The following is an 18,558-nucleotide window of genomic DNA, read 5'->3' on the forward strand; positions in this document are numbered from 1 at the left end:
TAATGAATTAATTTCTATTCTTCATGCAATCATTAAAAATACTAAAGCTCAAGATTAATTATAAATTCAAAATTCAAAATTATCAACTCTGAATTCAAAATTCAAAATTCAAAATTCTAGTGAATCCTTTTTTGATAACCAACCCACTCTTTTTCCCGCAATAAATATTTCTGCACTTTACCCGTAGCAGTCTTTGGCAACTCCATAAACTCAACCGCTTTCGGCACCTTAAACTGTGCCAAATTCTGCCGACAAAAATCAATAATTTCTGATGCTTTTACACTCTCATCCGGTTTCAAAGTCACAAAAGCTTTCGGCACTTCTCCTCGTTTCTGATCCGGGATAGCAATAACCGCCACTTCCAAAACTGCTGGATGTTTATAAATAACTCTCTCCACCTCAATAGTCGAAATATTCGTACCACTACTAATAATAATATCCTTGGCGCGATCGCGTAATTCCATATAACCATCAGGATACATCACCGCCAAATCTCCACTATGAAACCAACCACCCCGAAACGCCCACTCAGTCGCCTGTGGATCGTTAAAATATCCCTGCATCACATTATTGCCACGCATCACCACTTCTCCCATAGTTTCCCCATCAGCAGGTACATCCTGCATATCTTTGTCTACTACTCGCATCTGAGAAGAATGAATACAAGCAACTCCCTGTCTAGCTTTCAAACGAGAGCGTTCGGCAAGTGATAACTCATTCCATGGTGCTTGCCATTCACAGATAGAATGAGGACCATAAGTTTCAGTTAAACCGTAACCATGAATCAACTCAATTCCCAACTCTTCCATTTTCTGAATCAGAGTTGGAGAAGGTGGAGCACCTCCAGTAACAACTGTAACGGTATGGGAAAGTTGTAATTTATTGATTACTTGATGCTCCTTGGTAAGCATTATTAATATTGTGGGAGAAGCACAGAAGTGAGTCACTTCCTCATCCATGATTAATGAAATTACTGTACTGGGGTAAAATTTTCGCAGACAAATATGAGTACCACCGACAGCAATGACTCCCCAAGGAAAACACCAACCATTGCAGTGAAACATGGGTAAAGTCCACAAATAGACACTGCGGTTATTCATACCTAATTCTAATGCCATACCCAAAGCATTGAGATAAGCACCACGGTGAGTATATACTACTCCTTTGGGTTGACCGCTGGTGCCACTGGTGTAGCTGATGGAAATTGCTTCGTTTTCGTCTGCGAGTGTCGATATTATGGGGTCTGAGCTACCTGTGCTTAAAAAAGTTTCATAATCTGTTCCTGGTAATTTTTCTCCTGTTGTCTCTATTTGAGTATCTACTATATTAATAATTTCTTCTACAGTTTCCAACTCATCCTGCACTGATGCTACCAGGTGAGATAATTCTGTATCCACAAATAATAGACGCGCTCCACAGTTATTCAGAATGTAAGAAATATCTGATTGAGCTAATCGAATATTAATCGCGACTAAAACTCCTCCTGCTAGAGGAACGCCGAAATGTGCTTCTAACATCGGTGGAATATTGGGGCAAAGGAAAGCTACGCGATCGCCTTTTTGTAACCCCCAATTTTTTAAGGCGCTTGCCAATTTATTAACTCTAGCAGCAACCTGAGCATAAGTCCAGCGAGAGGAACGGTAAACTATGGCATCTTTGTCAGAAAATGCTGCCACACTGCGTTCTAGAAAACTTTGGGGAGTAAGAAATTGAGAGGAAACCTCATAACTTGGCATTCAGGATGCTCCTTTGTGGTATTAATTTATAATTTAGAATTTAGAAGAAACACAACCAAAAATCGCTAAATTATAATTTATTCTAATTTCTAATTTAGAAGAAACAGAACCAAAAATGGTAAAAAAAGATATACAAGATAGGATTCTAAATTTTAGCATAAGAATAGAGTTGTTGGGAATTAAGCTAAAAAAATGGCTAAAACCCTTATCAATCAAAGTTTATAGCCTTTTTTCAGTCCTAAAATCCTGAAAACCTTATAGAGTAACCTTTTGAGCATTGTTCAATTTTTATTTCCCAACAACTCTAATTATTATCCAGAAATTATCAATTACTTCTCCCTGTTCCCTGTTCCCTGTTCCCTCTTTTCCGGAGAGGTCTAATGAATTAATTTCTATTCTTCATGCAATCATTAAAAATACTAAAGCTCAAAATTAATTCTAAATTCTAAATTCTAAATTAACCTGCCATCTCTAAAAAGTGCATAACTCCCTCACTATCACCTGCCACCACTGTTTTCCTATCTTCGCCAACACTACAACAGTAAAAACTATTCTCTCCAGAAAAACTCATCAACTCTTTTCCTGTCTCAATATCCCAGACCTTTAGCTTCTGATCTGCTGCTGCTGATACTATCCGTTTACCATCTGGAGTAACTGCTACTGACCTAATAGTATTAGTATGACCTGATAATTTTCGTAATTCTTTCCCACTAGCTAAATCCCAGATTCTTATGGTATCATCCCAAGCAGCAGATATCACTTTTTTGCTATCGGGAGTAACTGCCACTGACCAAATAGCATCAGTATGCCCCCATAAAGTTCTAATTTCAGCTCCACTAGCTAAATCCCAAACTTTCAAAGTTTCATCCCAAGAAGCAGATATCACGTTTTTGCCATCGGGAGTAACTGCCACTGACCAAATGCCATCAGTATGTCCCCTTAAAGTTCTAATTTCAGTCCCCGTAAGTAAATTCCAAATTTTCACAGTACCATCGCTAGAACCTGAAATTACACATTTACCTCCGGGAGTAATAGCAACTGCATTTACCCAGAAATCATGACCTGCTAAAGTTAATAGTTCCTCACTTGTTTCTAAATTCCAAACTTTGAGGGTATTATCTTCTGAAGCAGATACCGCTCGTATTCCGTCAGGAGCGATCGCCACTCCTGATACTCCTTGAGTATGTCCTACCAATGTTGTAACTTCTTTACCTGTAGCGGAGTTCCAAACTTTTATGGTATTATCCTCTGAAGCTGATAATACTTGAGTGGTATTAGGGAGCATGGCAACAGATCTGACTCCCAAATCATGGCGAGAAATTTTTTCTACTACTGTACAAGCTACTAAATCCCAAATTTTAATCGTGTTATCATAGGCACCGGAGATTATTTGTTTACCATCTGGGGTAATTGCTACTGCTTTCACCCATTCTGTATGTCCTGTAATTGTAATAATTTCAGAAGCTTTTTCTAAATCCCAAACTTTCAAGGTTTTATCCCACGAACCTGATACTATATATTTGCCATCGGGACTGACTGCAACTGCCCTCACCCATTCTGTATGACCTTCTAAGGTATGTACTTCTTTACCTGTAGCTAATTCCCAAATTTTAATTGTGTTATCGTCAGAACCTGATACTATATATTTGCCATTAGGAGTAACTGCTATTGCTGTGACTGAAGCAGTATGACCAGTCAGGGTAAGAATTTCCTTGTATGTAGTTAAATCCCAAACTTTCAGTGTCTTATCTACTGAACTTGATATTAGCTGTTTGCCATCAGGTGTAATTGCTATTGCCATTACAGCAGCAGTATGACCAGTTAAAATATTAATTTCCTCATGGGTTACTATATCCCAGACTTTTAATATTTTATTTTTTGAAGCTGATATTACCTTTTTGCCATCTGGAGTAACTGCTACTCCATTGATCACATCATTATTTCTTAGAGTACAAATTTCCCTATTTTCAGTTAAATCCCATATTTTCAAAGTTTTATCCCATGCACCTGATATTGCCTTTTTGCCATCTGGAGTAATTGCTAATCCGTATACCCAGGAGTTATGTCCGGTTAATGTACTAACTTCCATACCGCTTTCTAAATCCCATATTTTTAATGTTGCATCCCAAGAAGCTGATACTATCTGTTTACCATCTGGAGTGAGCGCTACTGCATTAATTGAGTCATCATGCCCACTAATAGTTCTCATCAAAGCTGCATTTGGCGGAGTTAAACTTGGATGAATGGGGCACAACCAGGGAGTATTTTGGACTGCTTGAATTTGGTCTAGTAATTGTTGAATATAGGGTAAGTTTTTATATTCTAGAAGTCTCCCAAATAGTTGTATTGATAGTTGATTTTTATCTTCTTGTAGAATAGATTTTGATAATTCTAGACTTTCTTTAATTAGCTGTAGAGATTTTGTTGTTTCTGGAGATAACTTACCAGATTCTAATTGTTTTGATTCATTAATTAAATTATAGTCTTTTATTAAACTCTCTATTCCGAATTTTTTGTGCTGAATTTTAGCAGATAAAAATTCAATATTTGTGAGGATTTGAGCATAATTTTCTATTTCACCAGAACTAGCATATTTTTTTGGTAAATTTTCTAGATGAGTTGTTTTATATTTATTTCCTTGATTAATTTTTCGGAAAAAATTAGGGAGACGATTTTCTTTGAAAGCTGACATATATAACCTCATTTCATTATGACTGTTGACAAAAGGTTGATACTTAGGTACTCTCATAGTTCTCCGCTGATTTTCTAGTGTTAATATTTTAGATCGGATTTTAGGAAAAATTAAAGTTATTTAATAAGTTATTCTTACCAGAGTAAGTAATTAGTTTTATCGTTAAAAATATGATACTTTTAATACTAATATTCAATCCGGATCATTAGTGATTTTATGATTTAGTAGCCAGTGTTCAGCAGAGAAGGAAAGTATTTAAATGTGCAACAACTTTAGGATGTTCTATGGAAAGTCCCTGCTCTATTTTCTAAGGATATTTTTCTAGAACTGTACAACTGGATTGAATATAAAAACCCTGAATCTCAAATATTTTTTACAATTCTACAAATTCAGCAATATTTAATCAGGAAAAATCAGTAAATATCGCCATAAAATTTTATTATATATTTAATTATAAATATAACAATTAAGAATTATAGATATTGTACAAATTATAATAAATAACCTTATACATAAATACATAATAGGGAACATGGGTCAGGAAGGATTTACCTTCTGGAGCTAAAGTCATATGTAGCGTTGATTAATTAATTCATTATTAGGCACCCTTAAAAACTATAGTACATATAATTTTCTAGTGATGTATAAGAGGTATTTTACTGCATTCTTTGCTTCCTAATTTAATAATAACCACTTTTATTTTGAATTCAATTTAGGGAAATATTTAGCCACAATCATTATCTATAAAGTTGCTAAATAAGTTTCAAACTATACCATGTCAACCCTATATATTTTTGTTCATAACCCTTCTATTTCTAAATGTTCAATAACTTGCAAACCCCTAGGGTCTCCCACTCGTAACAAAGATGATTTCGCATCTTCCCGCACGCCCATATCTTCATCTTCTTCTAATGCCTCAATCAAAGCATCAATTGCACCAGCATAAACAATATTAGAAGGTAATTCTCGACATAACTGACCAATGGCCCATGCACAGTTACTTCGTATTGCAGTCATTGAGTCTCGTCTCAACCCTTCAATTAATGGTGGTATCGCTCCAACTACCACCTCATAACTTACTTGGGCTATCTGGCCTAAAGAACTAGCGGCCCATAAGCGTACCGCAGGAATATCTGTTCTAAGGGCATCCACTAAAGGTTCTAGAGAACGGCGATCGCGACAATTCCCCAAGGCCCAAACAACACCTTTACGAACATAGCCATTAAAGTCCAAATTTAATTGTTTAATTAGGGGTTCCACAGCATTTGGACTAGGATTACGGCCCAAAGCATAAGCAGCACTTACCCGTATTAATGGACAATCATCTTGTAAAAGTTCAATTAGTGGGGAAATTGCCCGCTCGTCCTGAAGTTCACAGAAGGCTCGAGCAGCCATCATTCGTTGAGAAGGTTCTGAGGATGTCAGTAATGGTAACATTTCCTCTGGATCTGGCTTTGGAGCTTCTTCTTCTGCCATATAATCCAGAGGACTTTCTCCCGTTGGCTGAATATTTGGTAGGTTAAGGTCTTCATTCTGCATAATCGTAATTTTAATCTATATAATGCACCTTATCTAATAAGTCAAAAGTATAAAGTTAAAAGTCAAAAGTTATAATTATATTCAGCCACTCATATAGCGCTACACGCAAGTCAAAAGTCACTGATGCAAAAGTAAAAAGTAATCTCTGACTCAGTTTCAGTATTTAGAAATATCCTAATATTTGCTTCAACTGCTATAAATTTTAGGTATACCTGAAGTCATAACTCAGAAGGATAAATATAAGTGGAGTGGGCATCTTGCCTGTTGGTTATATTCTTAAGCAGGTAAGATGCCAATTCTACAAAACTATTAAAATCATCCCGCATCTATGCAACGCTCTAAAACTTGACACCCACTAACTTCTTCAAGGCTTTTTTTTTACCGAAAAATTGGCTTTGAATCCTCCCCCCAAAAGCTATCCCTGATCAGGAACTCCTGAAAACCTTCTGGGGGGTGTGGGAAGTGAGAATCTTGTGTGTAGTTCCAAAAAAAATGTCTAATACCATTTCTCAAAAAGAATGCTATACCCGATCGGGTGGGGAAGTGTGGGGAGTGTGGGGAGTTTGGGGAGGAGTAAACATAAGAATAATAAACATTAACTGGGCTAATAAAGAGCAAAAAAGTAATTTCCCCTGTGTTAATTACTTAATAACTGAAGTGCGACCTAAGTATAGCAATGCTTTTGGGAATTGGTATAATTCAATACACTTTTCTCCAGAAAAAGCATCTCAAAGGCTAAAACATAACTTGTATATTTTGTCAAGTTTTATGTTAAGAAAGATGTTGATAAAGCATAGCCCCAAAAGGGTAGCTTTATATTATACTACGAAAAGCGGATAATGTATTCAACCGCTCTAAAAACCTAGCTATCTAATCGATAGACGCACCTTGAAAACTAGAGTTATGGGGCAGATGCATAAGCATTTCTATGCATGGAAAACTCTAAGCAACAAGCACCAGATAAACAATTTTTTTTTAGGTTTGAACTGTACCGTAGGGGATACGGGAACAGGTTCTTGGAATAGAGCAAAGCGCTTAGTCCGAGAACCATCTCTGGACTAGATTCCGCAAAGTATTTGATTTAAGTGGACTCGTTGAACCAAGAATCTTGCTTTCAGGAGAATCCCCGCACCTGACAGTCGGAGAGTATATCAATAAATTTGGCCGATTTTCTGCCAGCATTCACAAGCGATCGCCCAATCTTCAAGAACTCAGAACTCAGAACTCAGAACTCAGAACTCAGAAGTTAGAAGTTAGAAGTTAGAAGTTAGAAGTAGGTAGTCCTGCTCGCGTAATGGTATACAGCAAAAAGAAATACCTAGTACGGGAGCAAGATGCTCCCACTATTCTAGTAAAAAATATATAATTTCAATTAAGCTTGGCGGATTTTCTGCCAGCATTCACAAGCGATCGCCCAATCTTCTTCTGTATGTACTACTAAAACTGCTACTTTGGCATCTGGGGCAGAAATATCAGTATTCATTGCCGGTTTAGTATTTTTTTTCTTGTCAATTTTTAACCCCAAAAACTCAAAACCTGCACAAGTTTTTTCTCTGACAATTGCCGAATGTTCTCCTATTCCAGCAGTAAATACTAAGACATCTAAACCACCAAGAGAAGCTAGCATTTCTCCTAGACAACAACGGAGTTTATGAATATAAATATCAAATGCTAATTGAGCCAGTTCATCTCCTTTTTGCATAGCATTAGTAATATAACGCATATCTCCAGATTTTCCAGAAATTCCTTTTAAACCTGATTCTTTATTAAGCATTTTATTCAATTTTTCTGCATCAAAACCATACTCTCGCATCAAATAAATCAGAATTGCTGGGTCAATTGAACCACTACGAGTTCCCATCATTAATCCTTCTAGTGGAGTAAATCCCATAGTAGTATTAATACTAATTCCATTACGCACTGCTGTTAAGGAAGCACCATTACCTAAATGACAAGTAATTATCCGTAAAGATTCCAGTGGTTTACCTAATATTTTTGCTGCTTTTTGAGAACAATATTTATGACTTGTCCCATGAAATCCGTAGCGTCTAATTCCTTTTTCAAACCATTCATAAGGAATCGGATAAACAGCAACTTCTTTTGGCATTTGACTGTGAAATGCTGTATCAAATACTGCTATTTGAGGTATATTTCCTAAGATTTTTTCAATAGCTTCAATTCCTTCTAAATGATTGGGATTATGGGCAGGTGCTAAAGGAATAAGATTTTTAATTGTTGCTTTGACTTTATCTGTTATTAAGGTAGCTTCTGAATAATCTGAACCGCCATGAACTACTCGATGACCAACTACATTTATATCAGATAACTTTTCTATAACTTTTGTTTCTCCTTGACTGAGGGTTTCTAACATTTTCGAGATGCCTTCTAGGCGTTTTTCGGAGTTAAGTTTGAACTCTTTCTCAACTCCGTTTGCTTCTATTTCCAAAATCCCATAATCATCATTAGCAGTCCAGTCAATTGCTGCTGACCAAATCGGTTGTGGTGGATTTTCTGGTAAATTTTCTGTAGTAATTTCATACAAACAACTTTTCTGGGAACTAGACCCTGCATTTAACACTAAAATTTTCATAGTTTAGTAATGATTTCTGTTTCTTGATTCTACTTTTTTATACCAAAGGGAATAGGGAACAGGGAACAGGGAATAGAGATTCATAGCAAACATTTATCAAACTGCTATGATTAGGAAATGCAGAGAAAAGGTGGAAGAATTTTTACATTCTAATATTATCTCCAGGTAATTCAATAATTAATAATTAACAATTAATAATTAATAATTACCTCTTTATTATAATGGATAGGATTGGCTAAAAGGAATTTTTTTTCTTCTCTTGGTCGATTGGATATGGCGTTTCGGCTATCGCCGATATGAAAAGCGTTTCGCTGGGCGACATGAAAAGCGTTAGCGTTAGCGAAGCTCCTCTGTAAGAGGCAGCTCCTCTGTAAGAGGCAGCTCCTCTGCATTCTTCGGGAAACCTCGCCATCCCATCTACCAGGTCATGCTCCGCATTCATGTCGGCGACAGCCGAAGTGCGAAGTTGTGCGCTAGCTAAACGACCGCTTTTTTTCCATGAATGGAGAGGTTTTATACCTTAATTTTTCGGTAAGTGATGAAAAAATCTATCCTGTTGTTTCCAAAGTAAATCTTCCTATTCTCTCTACTCCCCTATTCTCTACTCCCCTATTCCCTACTTCCTACTCCCTACTCCCTAACTAAGTACCTTTTAAAGACCGTAATTTTTCGTCTAGATAACAACGATCTGATAAACAATGTAGTAATGGGCCGTGAGGACTAAATTCTACAATACTTACTCCACCAACTAACATCATAATCCGATCGCGATACCTGCCAATATCAATTCCTAATAAATCACAAAGCATAATTCTAATAGTTGCTTTATGAGACACTACTAATACATTACCTGTTTGATGGTTGTCTTGAATTTCTTGAATTACCTGAGAAGATCGACGAGCAATGTCTATACCTTTTTCTCCTCCTGTCGGAGAATTCCAACCAGGGTCTGTTAACCAACGAACATAATCATCGTGATAGTTACTATTAACTGTTTCTGGGGTTTCTCCTTCCCATTTTCCATAATAAATTTCTTTTAAACCATCCCGTAGCTGCATTTCTAAACCCAAGGCATCACACAAAGGTTTTGCAGTAGCAATTGTTCTTTTCATTGGACTAACATAGGCAGCAGTCCAATTTAATGAACCATAAGCTTGAGCAAATTGTTCTGCCATTTCTAACCCTTCGGGAGTCAATTCTGGGTCTAAAAAGCCACAGTAACCTCCTGTTTTACTATATGTAGTTTCTCCATGTCGGATCAAGTATAATTTCAAACTCATAGCTTAGGTTTAGAATAAATTTTCTTCAATATTTTATCATTTTCACAGAGGACTTTTAATCAAAAATTCTCTACCTTTTGCGGGAGTAGAAATACATTCTAATTTTCCCCTATGATATTCTACAATAATTTGATAACTAATTGCTAAACCTAATCCCATACCTTTCCCTACTTCTTTTGTCGTGTAAAAAGGATCGAATATTTGCTTTTTCACTGTTTTACTCATACTCATACCATTATCAGTAATCCGAATTATTACTTGATTTTCTGTTTCTCTTTCTGTAGTAATAGTAATTTGAGGAGGCGAATTGCTAGATAATTTTCTCAATAGTTAATTAATGTCTGCGGTAAATCTTGAGTTGCTGAAATAGGTACTTGAGGTCCCTCAAAATTTTGTTTTTATTATCAGTGGCGTTCGCATTAGCGGACTGGAAGTCTATCGCTGTATCTACAACATCATATCAAATCCTTTTGATTGGACATAAAAAAAATCTCCTATCTTCATAACTACTAAATCTTTATGATTCTCTCTCCTCCTGACTCCTGACTCCTAAAGACTTAAGCAATCTATAACTGTTTAACCGGATTTGATATGAGTCATTGCTTCTAGTATTAACTGTTCGTCTTTAACAAGGATGAGAACGCATTTCTCAGCACCTGCATTTTCCATCATCAACTGAATTAAAGTTGAGAGCAAATTTTCTAGCTTTACTTCTCCAGGCAGAATTTGAGAAACTTTGAGTATCTGGACTTTAGAAAAAAATAGGTTGAAAATAGGGTCAAAACCTTATACAGCAATGCTTTTACCTTGAATCAACTGTTTTCTTGATATATCTAGGTTTTAGCTGTTTTTAGCACTGTGAGGTATTTCTCTTGCTAATACTCGGTTAGAAGCCATTTTCGGTGTAAAAAATCTCAAAGTACCGGTATAGTTTTCAGGTCGAGAATATTTTCCCGTTTTGTGGTGGCAGTTTGAGTGGAGTTAATACTGTTGTTTAACAGGTCCTTGTCTTCAGAATAACTTACCAAAACTGGTGCGAGTATTTGTGGGTAGAGTTTTTCTAAATCTTTAACAAGGTTCGTAGGACTAATACCATTTCTCAAAAATCTTGCTATACCTGATTGGGTGGGAAAGTGTGGGGAGTGTGGGAGGTGAGGAGAGAGGTAAAAGTAGGAATAATCTACACTAACCGACTAATAATTGTCAAAAACAGACTTTGAATCTTGGTAAATATTTGACTATTGAAGTATAGCTCAAGTATAGCATTACTTTTGGTAATTGGTATAATATCATTTCTCAAAAAGAATGCTATACCCGATCGGGTGGGTCTGTGTGGTCCGTGTGGTCCGTGTGGGGAGGTAGGGACGTTGCATAAGGGCGTCCGTACAACATAAGAATAATAAACATTAACTGGGCTAATAAAGAGCAAAAAAGTAATTTCCCCTGTGTTAATTACTTAATAACTGAAGTGCGACCTAACTATAGCAATGCTTTTGGGAATTGGTATAATACCAAGCGTGAAAAAAGAATGTTACGAATAATAAATGTGATTAAAAGACTTTAGAAGAGATTTCCCTTTGAGAAAAAAAGATAATTTCTGACCGAAGAATAGTCGTTTCAAGCCTCCCCTTTGAAGGGGATAAAAAGCGGTCGTTTGCGGAGCATGACCTAGGATGGGATGGCGAGGTTTCCCGCTCTTTCAGAGCCGCTCCGAAGTGCGCCATATCCAATCGACCAAGAGAAATATTTTGTTCATTATTTGAATCCTGATGGTTCAGCCAGAGGTACTGATAACTGATAACTGATAACTGAAATGACCTAAAAAATGGTATTGAAGCCATTCATTCTGACTTCTGACTCCTGTACGTCGCCAAGGAGACGGCTCCCCTACCTAGCTCCTAAAAAATAGTCTAGTCATTTGTAGCAAACATTGATCAAATTGGTATAAGGACTATCTTGTAAAGTTTTATAGAATTTAGTTACTTAAAATTATAAAAAGTATAATTCAGAAACATTGCCCTCATTTATACTTGGATTTGGCTATAAACTACAGGTTCTGCTAAGATTTAAGCATTATTCACACATGAAAAATACTATGACTTTTGAACGTGCAAGTGGGATCATACTACACCCCACCAGTTTACCCAGTAGATTCGGTATCGGTGATTTAGGCAAATCAGCTTATGAGTTTATTGATTTTCTGGTAAGAAGTGGGCAAAAAATCTGGCAAATATTACCCCTGGGTCCAACAGGTTATGAACATTCGCCCTATACCATGAACTTTAGCGCCTTTGCAGGAAATCCTCTATTAATTAGCCTAGATATATTAGCAGAAAAAGGATTACTAAATCCTGATGAACTTACACCTCTCCCCTCCGAAGGTGACCCAGCATACAGTAGAGTAAATTTTGCCGAAGTCATTCCCCACAAAACTAAATATTTTAAACAAGCTTACGATCGCTTCAAACAAGCCATTCCTTCAGAATACGAAACCTTTTGTCAAGAACAATCTTACTGGTTAGATGACTATGCTTTATTTATGGCATTACATGAAGCAAATCCAGACAAAACATGGAATCAATGGGAACCAGGTTTAGCTCGCCGAGAACCAAATGCTTTAAAAATAGCATCTGAAATTCTACATGAAAGTATTCAATATCATAAGTTTTTGCAATTTCAGTTTTTTGAACAATGGAAAAAACTCCGGCAATACTGTAACGAGAAAAATATCAAAATTATTGGTGACGTTTCCATTTATGTCTGCCATCATAGTGCAGAAGTTTGGAGTCACCCAGAAAATTTTGAACTTAACCCAGAAACCTTAGAAACTGCATGGAAAGCAGGAGTACCACCAGACTATTTTAGTACGACTGGTCAATTATGGGGAAATCCTGTCTATAACTGGGAAAACTTGATCAAGACTAACTTTGCTTGGTGGATCGAAAGATTTAGAGCAACTTTACAATATGTAGACGTCGTGCGTGTTGACCATTTTCGCGGTTTTGAAGCTTTCTGGCGAGTGCCAGCAGGGGAAGAGAATGCTATTAATGGGGAATGGGTAAAAGCGCCTGGTTATAAGTTTTTTGAAAAATTACGGGAAACTTTGGGCAGTCTACCTATCTTGGCAGAAGATTTAGGAATTATTACTTCTGAAGTAGAACAAATGCGCGATCGCTTTGAATTTCCAGGAATGCGAATATTATTATTTGCTTTTGGTGGAGATGTAAATAATCCCTATTTACCTCACTGTTACATCAACAACTGTATAGTTTACACAGGAACTCACGATAATGATACTACTCTTGGTTGGTGGTCTAAAGCTACTCAGGAGGAAAAACACCACGTTGCTCGATATCTGGCTTATACCTCTGATAGCGATATCCAAGAAATCAATTGGTCTCTCATTCGTTTGGCCTCTTCTTCTGTAGCTGACATGGCAATATTCCCTCTGCAAGATATTCTTTCCCTGGATAACCGCGCTCGTATGAATGACCCTAGTATTAATCCTGGACAGTGGCGGTGGCGCTATACCACTTCAGAGCTTTTAAGTCAAGAATTGAGCGATCGATTACTACACATTACTCAAATTTACAATCGGTAATTAATTCAGGCTATAGTATAAAATATTACGCTTTTGCCCTAAAATATAGCTGAGTCGAGAAGTCGGGTTTATTTGTTTCCATCAAATATGTATAGTCTGTTCCTAATCAACCCGACTTCGGTGAAGTTGAAACTGCATTGAATAATAGAAGTTTCAAAAAATATTGCTACATTTACTCTTTTTAGAAGTTAGTAGGGGTTTGGTGAGCAAACCCCTACATTTTTCGTGTCAAATACCTGCGTATTTTATATCTTCTCTGTTCCAATTTTTACTCCCTAGTTATAGGCAACAGGAAATAGATATTTGGTAGAAAAAATTTATCTATTAAACTGGTATAACAGCTAAAACCTAGTTCAATCAGAATCAAACCTAACCTCAAAAACTACACCCTGCAAGTTAAATTTATAAAGTTTTGATGATGTTTTGATGAAGTTTTGATGAATAATTTTTAATATTTTTCTCCTCTATATTTGCTGAAGTTCCCCTCACTCAATATATTTACAGATTTTACGCTAATGATTTATTTTACTTAAGTAGTATTGCTATAGTGTAAATAAAATTGCTATCTTTCTTTTACAAGAATAAATTACTAGGGTCAGGCACATATTGTGTCATTCCTCTTCAATTAAAACTGAAAAAAATTAAAGCAACCAGGCAATGAGCATATACTTTTCTAACAATTTCAAACAACAAAAAATATTTAACCCTTCCATACTCAAATCTTGCAAAAATATTCAGATTAGCCAAATAGCTCTGCGTTGTGTACTTGGTCTAATAGCAAGTCAAGGTTTTCAATTACCCGTAAAAGGTATAGTAATAAATGATACCGCAGGAGCCAGCACTGCTCAGTCCCTGGGTGCCCCTTTTACTGCTGTAACTGACATTTTATTCAAAAATTTTGAAACAGGTGAATTTGAAAGTGGTTGTACTGGTTCACTAATTGCAGATAATTATGTACTTACTGCCCAACATTGTGTTCAGGATATTTTATCTGTCGATGAATTGAGTGTTTCGTTTCGCAGTGATGATTCAGAAAATAGCATATTAGATGATATTGCCGTAAGTAATATTTTCCAAGATGATACCTTTGGTCTATTAGATGGTACAGATATTGCCATACTTGAACTTACCGAAGTTGCTCCCACATCAATTACTCCTTTAAAATTATTTGGTTTCAACCCCAAAGACCTGATTGGAAGTGATGCAACTATAGTTGGTTTCGGTTTTAATGGTTTAGGTAGTGTTGGTCATGAGTTTACCGCGGATGGACTGCGTTGGAGCGCTGAAAATACTATCGATTTCTTTGGTGGCGGTTTTGATCCATTTTTTAATGATATCTTTGGCTCAAATATTTTCAACTTTGACTCTGATGATGGAACTAATGATAATAACACCTTATTCGGTTTCGGTAGTAGTTCTTCAGCTGTAACAAATGAAGGAACTACTGCTCCTGGTGATAGTGGTAGTCCGCTTCTAGTAGAAGTAGATGACGAGTTATTAATTGCTGGTGTTCTTTCTGGTGGTTCTATTGATACGGGTGAATTTGGTGATATATCTTGGTTTACTGGAGTTACAGAACACCGCCTATTTATAGAAGAGAATGGTGGTCAGTTTGTTGGTGATTTTATACCTCTACCACCCCCTATTGAACCCCAACCAGAACCTGTATATGGAATTAAGAATGGTAGTTTTGAAAATGGTTTAAACGACTGGAGTATACTTGGTGCTGCTACTATACAGGATAGTGATTTTGGTACACCACCATCAGATGGCGAGTATAATGCGTTAATTCTGAATGAGCTACTTGCTGTACCTGGTGATGAGATTGAAGAATTCTTGGGGTTGTCTCCAGGAAATTTAGGAAATTTCTCAGGTAGCTTCCCTTTTGAAGGTTCTGCTATCAAGCAAACTTTTCTGGCAAATGCTGGAGATGTTCTAACATTTGATTTTAACTTTTTGACAAATGAATGTACGTTTTTCGCTAATGAATGTGCCCCTGAAGATATTTTTAATGATTTTTCTTTTGTTTCTCTTTCAGGTTTAGATTTCTTAGCTGATACTTTCTCTCCATTTGTTGAGTCTCTCACTACCTTTGTTGAAGAAACAGGATATCAAAGTTTTTCTTATGAAATTCCTGAAACTGGAACTTATACTCTAAGTTTTGGGGTTGCAGATGCAGAAGATTTTGCAGTTTTTTCTGGGCTTTTAGTTGATAATGTGACGCTTACAGCTAGTGCTTCTATACCAGAACCTACTACAACATTAGGATTATTTGCTACTGCTTTTGGAGCATTTTCTTTGTTGAAGCGTCAAAGAAAGTAATTTGGTTTGCAAATACCAGCAATTAATATCATTTGCCCCCTCCAGGGGTAGCTCCGCTATCGGTAGAACAGTTATAATTAGGCTCGTAGTTGGACTTTAGTCCTAATATTAAGTATTTGAGGGGCTAAAGCCCAACTACAAACAAAAAGGTGATATAAGTCCTAATAATGTTACCGTCTCGCTCACAATTAAATCAAGAAAAGGGAGCATCCTGCTCCCACTGGCCAACAATTAAATTGGCTAATTGCTGAGTGTTATCTGAGGACTAAACCTTCGCTAATTGGAATACAGATCCTAAACCAGATGCCATTTCTTCTGGAGAAATCTTACCATCTTTATTGATATCCAGAGCATCAAATACAGCATCAGTTCCTGCCCACTCTTCGCGAGTGATGAAACCATCACCATCTAGGTCATAGATATGGAAAATATCTTCTGCTGCATGGGTTACTCCCTCTAGACGAGTCAACCGATCTGCTAATAGCTTTTCCAATGATTCTAATGCTTTGGAGAAACCTTTAATTCCTTCATCCAGCTTTTGAGATGCCATCCTGTCTTCAGCGTGCATCTTATCAAAGGTTTCTTTGTCCATTGAAATTTTTTCTGCATCAGACTGAGCAGCTTTCTCAACAGAAAGTTTAGTAGGTAACTCACCTGTTGTTGATTCTAACTCACCTAACAAAGCAGGTGAAATAGTCAACAGGTCACAACCTGCTAATTCTGTAATTTCCCCAATATTACGGAAACTAGCTCCCATCACTTCAGTCTTGTAACCGAATTTCTTGTAGTAGTTGTAGACCTTAGTCACAGACAATACACCAGGATCTTCTGCTGGAGGATAAGAATCTCGCCCAGTTTCTTTTTTGTACCAGTCTAAAATTCTTCCTACAAAAGGAGAAATTAAAGTAGCACCAGCTTCAGCACAAGCGATCGCCTGGTGCAAACCAAACAGTAGAGTTAAATTGCAGTGAATACCCTCTTTTTCTAGCACTTCTGCTGCTTTGATACCTTCCCAAGTAGAAGCAATCTTAATCAAAATGCGATCGCGAGAAACTCCAGCAGCTTCATATTGAGCAATTAAATCTCGTCCTTGAGCTATTGTGGCTTCTGTATCGTAGGATAATCTGGCATCAACCTCTGTAGATACCCGCCCAGGAACAATTTGTAAAATCTTGAGCCCAAAAGCAACTGCCAGTCTCTTAAATGCTAAATTTGCCACATCAGAAGCGGTTGCATCTGTTCCCAATTCCTGCCTTGCTGCTTTCAAAGTTTCATCCACAATTTCTTGATATTGTGGCATCTGAGCAGCAGCAGTAATTAATGAGGGATTAGTCGTTGCATCCCGTGGCCTAAATTTTTCAATTGCTTGAATATCGCCTGTATCAGCAACCACAATGGTTACTTCTCGTAGTTGTTCCAGCAAATTTTTAGCCATTTGTTTCTCCTTTTGAGAATAAGTTGCTTACTTCTGGTTTATTTAAAAATTACTCTAGAAAACTTCAAGAAAATGTCACTTTATGACATTTTAATATTTTACTTTCTGCATTTCAGTCAGATCGTTTTTTTGGCCGTGGGTTTTTACGGCCAATTTATGCCCAAGATTCAACACACCGGCAACCCCATCTTAGGATTTAAAGCTATTCTACTGCCTCATCAGCATCCATACGGGCTGCCACTGCTTCTAAAGTCGCTAGTTCTGCTTCTTCAACAGCAGCCAAGGCAAGCACGATCGCTGCAACAGCATACTCTTCAGCACGGTTGGCACGAGCTACTAGCTTGTCTTGTTCTCGTTTAGCTTTCCAGTCCGCAATTTGAGAGGCTACCTCTGTTTTTTTGGCCTCAATTCGTTCTGCTAATTTGGCCTTGGCCTTGGTAACTTCTTGCTTTTTAGCTTCTACTTTGGCTTTTGTGGTACTCAGCTTAGAGCTAATAACAGTTTCAGCATCCTTGGAAGCAGTTTTCAGGTGAGTCTTAACTGTATCTAATTGACTGGTAATATCATCCAATTTTTTCTGAAGATTAGAGCGAAGATTCTCAATTTTCGGATTCATTATCTTTCTCCTTTAACACAGGTGATTTTCTATTTTTTCCCATACAAATCTTCATCCAATCCCATGTCTGATACTATCCCTTGAGCATGAACTAACCTATCTGCAGCAGAGAGAACATCATTCAGAGCGCCAAAGAAAGATATCTTGCGAGCAAGTAATTTCATTTCCTCAGTTACTTCTTGCTCTTTTTCTTCAGTGTTATCTGGAGCTCCTATTTTTTTTCTAGTTTCTCCCTGTATTACTTCATAGTGGGCTTGAGAATTATTAAAGTATTCATGTAGTTCAGTTACCAATTTGGCAACTGAATAATTCTCAATGTCTAATTGTGGCTTATTTTTGCTCATTGGGAGGAATTAAAATAAAGTACAATCCCAGTATTATATCAGAACAAACTTTCAGATCATCATAGGCCAGATTAACTTTAGGTGTATTAGATTATAATATCAAATCCGGTAGCATTAGTTTAATTATATAAGGAGTCAGGAGTTAGGAGGGAAGAGAATTTAGAAAGATTTAGCAATTGCTGAAGATGGAACATTTTTTATAGCCAATTAAGCGGATTTTATCTTAGTTGACTCCAACAAAAAGGGTATCATAATTAGCTTCCAAATTTCTGTGCCCTAACATACACTATCAACTTGCAAAAGCTATTAGTTATGAAATTTATCTTTTGACATCCTCTCCGCGCCTTTAGGCGCGGAGATTCCCACGGATCTAAATCAAACAGACTAAGCTGTTTAGGTTTAA

At 36.9% G+C, this 18,558-nt stretch carries 11 protein-coding genes; 2 read left to right on the forward strand and 9 right to left on the reverse strand.

Annotation, left to right across the window (positions count from 1 at the left end):
* Positions 1–116: 116 nt before the first annotated feature.
* The 6 genes from ACP6PM_RS23605 to ACP6PM_RS23630 form a co-directional block, all read right to left on the reverse strand.
* Positions 117–1,736 carry an acyl--CoA ligase family protein gene (locus ACP6PM_RS23605; protein WP_426588965.1) on the reverse strand — a complete coding sequence of 540 codons (1,620 nt, stop codon included), beginning with the start codon at positions 1,734–1,736 and terminating at the stop codon, positions 117–119.
* A gap of 457 nt (positions 1,737–2,193) precedes the next feature.
* Positions 2,194–4,485, reverse strand: a complete 2,292-nt coding sequence (locus ACP6PM_RS23610; RefSeq protein WP_426588967.1) for a WD40 repeat domain-containing protein — start codon at positions 4,483–4,485, stop codon at positions 2,194–2,196.
* 741 nt (positions 4,486–5,226) lie between these two features.
* Complete coding sequence (locus tag ACP6PM_RS23615; RefSeq protein ID WP_426588968.1) at positions 5,227–5,967, reverse strand: HEAT repeat domain-containing protein; 741 nt, start codon at positions 5,965–5,967, stop codon at positions 5,227–5,229.
* 1,372 nt (positions 5,968–7,339) lie between these two features.
* Complete coding sequence (locus ACP6PM_RS23620; protein WP_426588970.1) at positions 7,340–8,557, reverse strand: acetate kinase; 1,218 nt, start codon at positions 8,555–8,557, stop codon at positions 7,340–7,342.
* Positions 8,558–9,198: 641 nt separating this feature from the next.
* On the reverse strand, positions 9,199–9,837 hold the full coding sequence (locus tag ACP6PM_RS23625) for a histidine phosphatase family protein (protein ID WP_426588971.1): 639 nt from the start codon (positions 9,835–9,837) through the stop codon (positions 9,199–9,201).
* Positions 9,838–9,879: 42 nt separating this feature from the next.
* The gene (locus tag ACP6PM_RS23630) at positions 9,880–10,164 is read right to left on the reverse strand and encodes a sensor histidine kinase (protein WP_426588973.1); all 285 of its coding nucleotides are present in this window, start codon (positions 10,162–10,164) and stop codon (positions 9,880–9,882) included.
* 1,687 nt (positions 10,165–11,851) lie between these two features.
* Here ACP6PM_RS23630 and malQ point away from each other — a divergent pair.
* A complete protein-coding gene (gene malQ / locus ACP6PM_RS23635; protein WP_426588975.1) occupies positions 11,852–13,438 on the forward strand; it encodes a 4-alpha-glucanotransferase in 1,587 nt (528 codons plus the stop codon).
* 657 nt (positions 13,439–14,095) lie between these two features.
* A complete protein-coding gene (locus tag ACP6PM_RS23640; protein WP_426588977.1) occupies positions 14,096–15,760 on the forward strand; it encodes a trypsin-like serine protease in 1,665 nt (554 codons plus the stop codon).
* Between the two features lie 265 nt (positions 15,761–16,025).
* Here the strand turns inward: ACP6PM_RS23640 and ACP6PM_RS23645 are convergent, their stop codons facing one another.
* The 3 genes from ACP6PM_RS23645 to ACP6PM_RS23655 form a co-directional block, all read right to left on the reverse strand.
* On the reverse strand, positions 16,026–17,195 hold the full coding sequence (locus tag ACP6PM_RS23645) for a transaldolase (RefSeq protein WP_426588979.1): 1,170 nt from the start codon (positions 17,193–17,195) through the stop codon (positions 16,026–16,028).
* A gap of 202 nt (positions 17,196–17,397) precedes the next feature.
* Positions 17,398–17,811, reverse strand: a complete 414-nt coding sequence (locus tag ACP6PM_RS23650; protein WP_426588981.1) for a hypothetical protein — start codon at positions 17,809–17,811, stop codon at positions 17,398–17,400.
* A 29-nt stretch (positions 17,812–17,840) separates the two neighbouring features.
* Complete coding sequence (locus ACP6PM_RS23655) at positions 17,841–18,155, reverse strand: hypothetical protein (RefSeq protein ID WP_426588982.1); 315 nt, start codon at positions 18,153–18,155, stop codon at positions 17,841–17,843.
* Positions 18,156–18,558: the final 403 nt, after the last annotated feature.

Origin of the sequence: Dapis brunnea BLCC-M229 (assembly GCF_050015995.1) — a bacterium.
In the GTDB taxonomy this organism is placed as follows: domain Bacteria; phylum Cyanobacteriota; class Cyanobacteriia; order Cyanobacteriales; family Microcoleaceae; genus Trichodesmium.

Coding starts and splice junctions, on each gene's coding strand:
- ACP6PM_RS23605 (WP_426588965.1), bottom strand. CDS start 1,736: ATGCCAAGTTATGAGGTTTCCTCTCAATTTCTTACTCCCCAAAGTTTT.
- ACP6PM_RS23610 (WP_426588967.1), bottom strand. CDS start 4,485: ATGAGAGTACCTAAGTATCAACCTTTTGTCAACAGTCATAATGAAATG.
- ACP6PM_RS23615 (WP_426588968.1), bottom strand. CDS start 5,967: ATGCAGAATGAAGACCTTAACCTACCAAATATTCAGCCAACGGGAGAA.
- ACP6PM_RS23620 (WP_426588970.1), bottom strand. CDS start 8,557: ATGAAAATTTTAGTGTTAAATGCAGGGTCTAGTTCCCAGAAAAGTTGT.
- ACP6PM_RS23625 (WP_426588971.1), bottom strand. CDS start 9,837: ATGAGTTTGAAATTATACTTGATCCGACATGGAGAAACTACATATAGT.
- ACP6PM_RS23640 (WP_426588977.1), top strand. CDS start 14,096: ATGAGCATATACTTTTCTAACAATTTCAAACAACAAAAAATATTTAAC.
- ACP6PM_RS23645 (WP_426588979.1), bottom strand. CDS start 17,195: ATGGCTAAAAATTTGCTGGAACAACTACGAGAAGTAACCATTGTGGTT.
- ACP6PM_RS23650 (WP_426588981.1), bottom strand. CDS start 17,811: ATGAATCCGAAAATTGAGAATCTTCGCTCTAATCTTCAGAAAAAATTG.
- ACP6PM_RS23655 (WP_426588982.1), bottom strand. CDS start 18,155: ATGAGCAAAAATAAGCCACAATTAGACATTGAGAATTATTCAGTTGCC.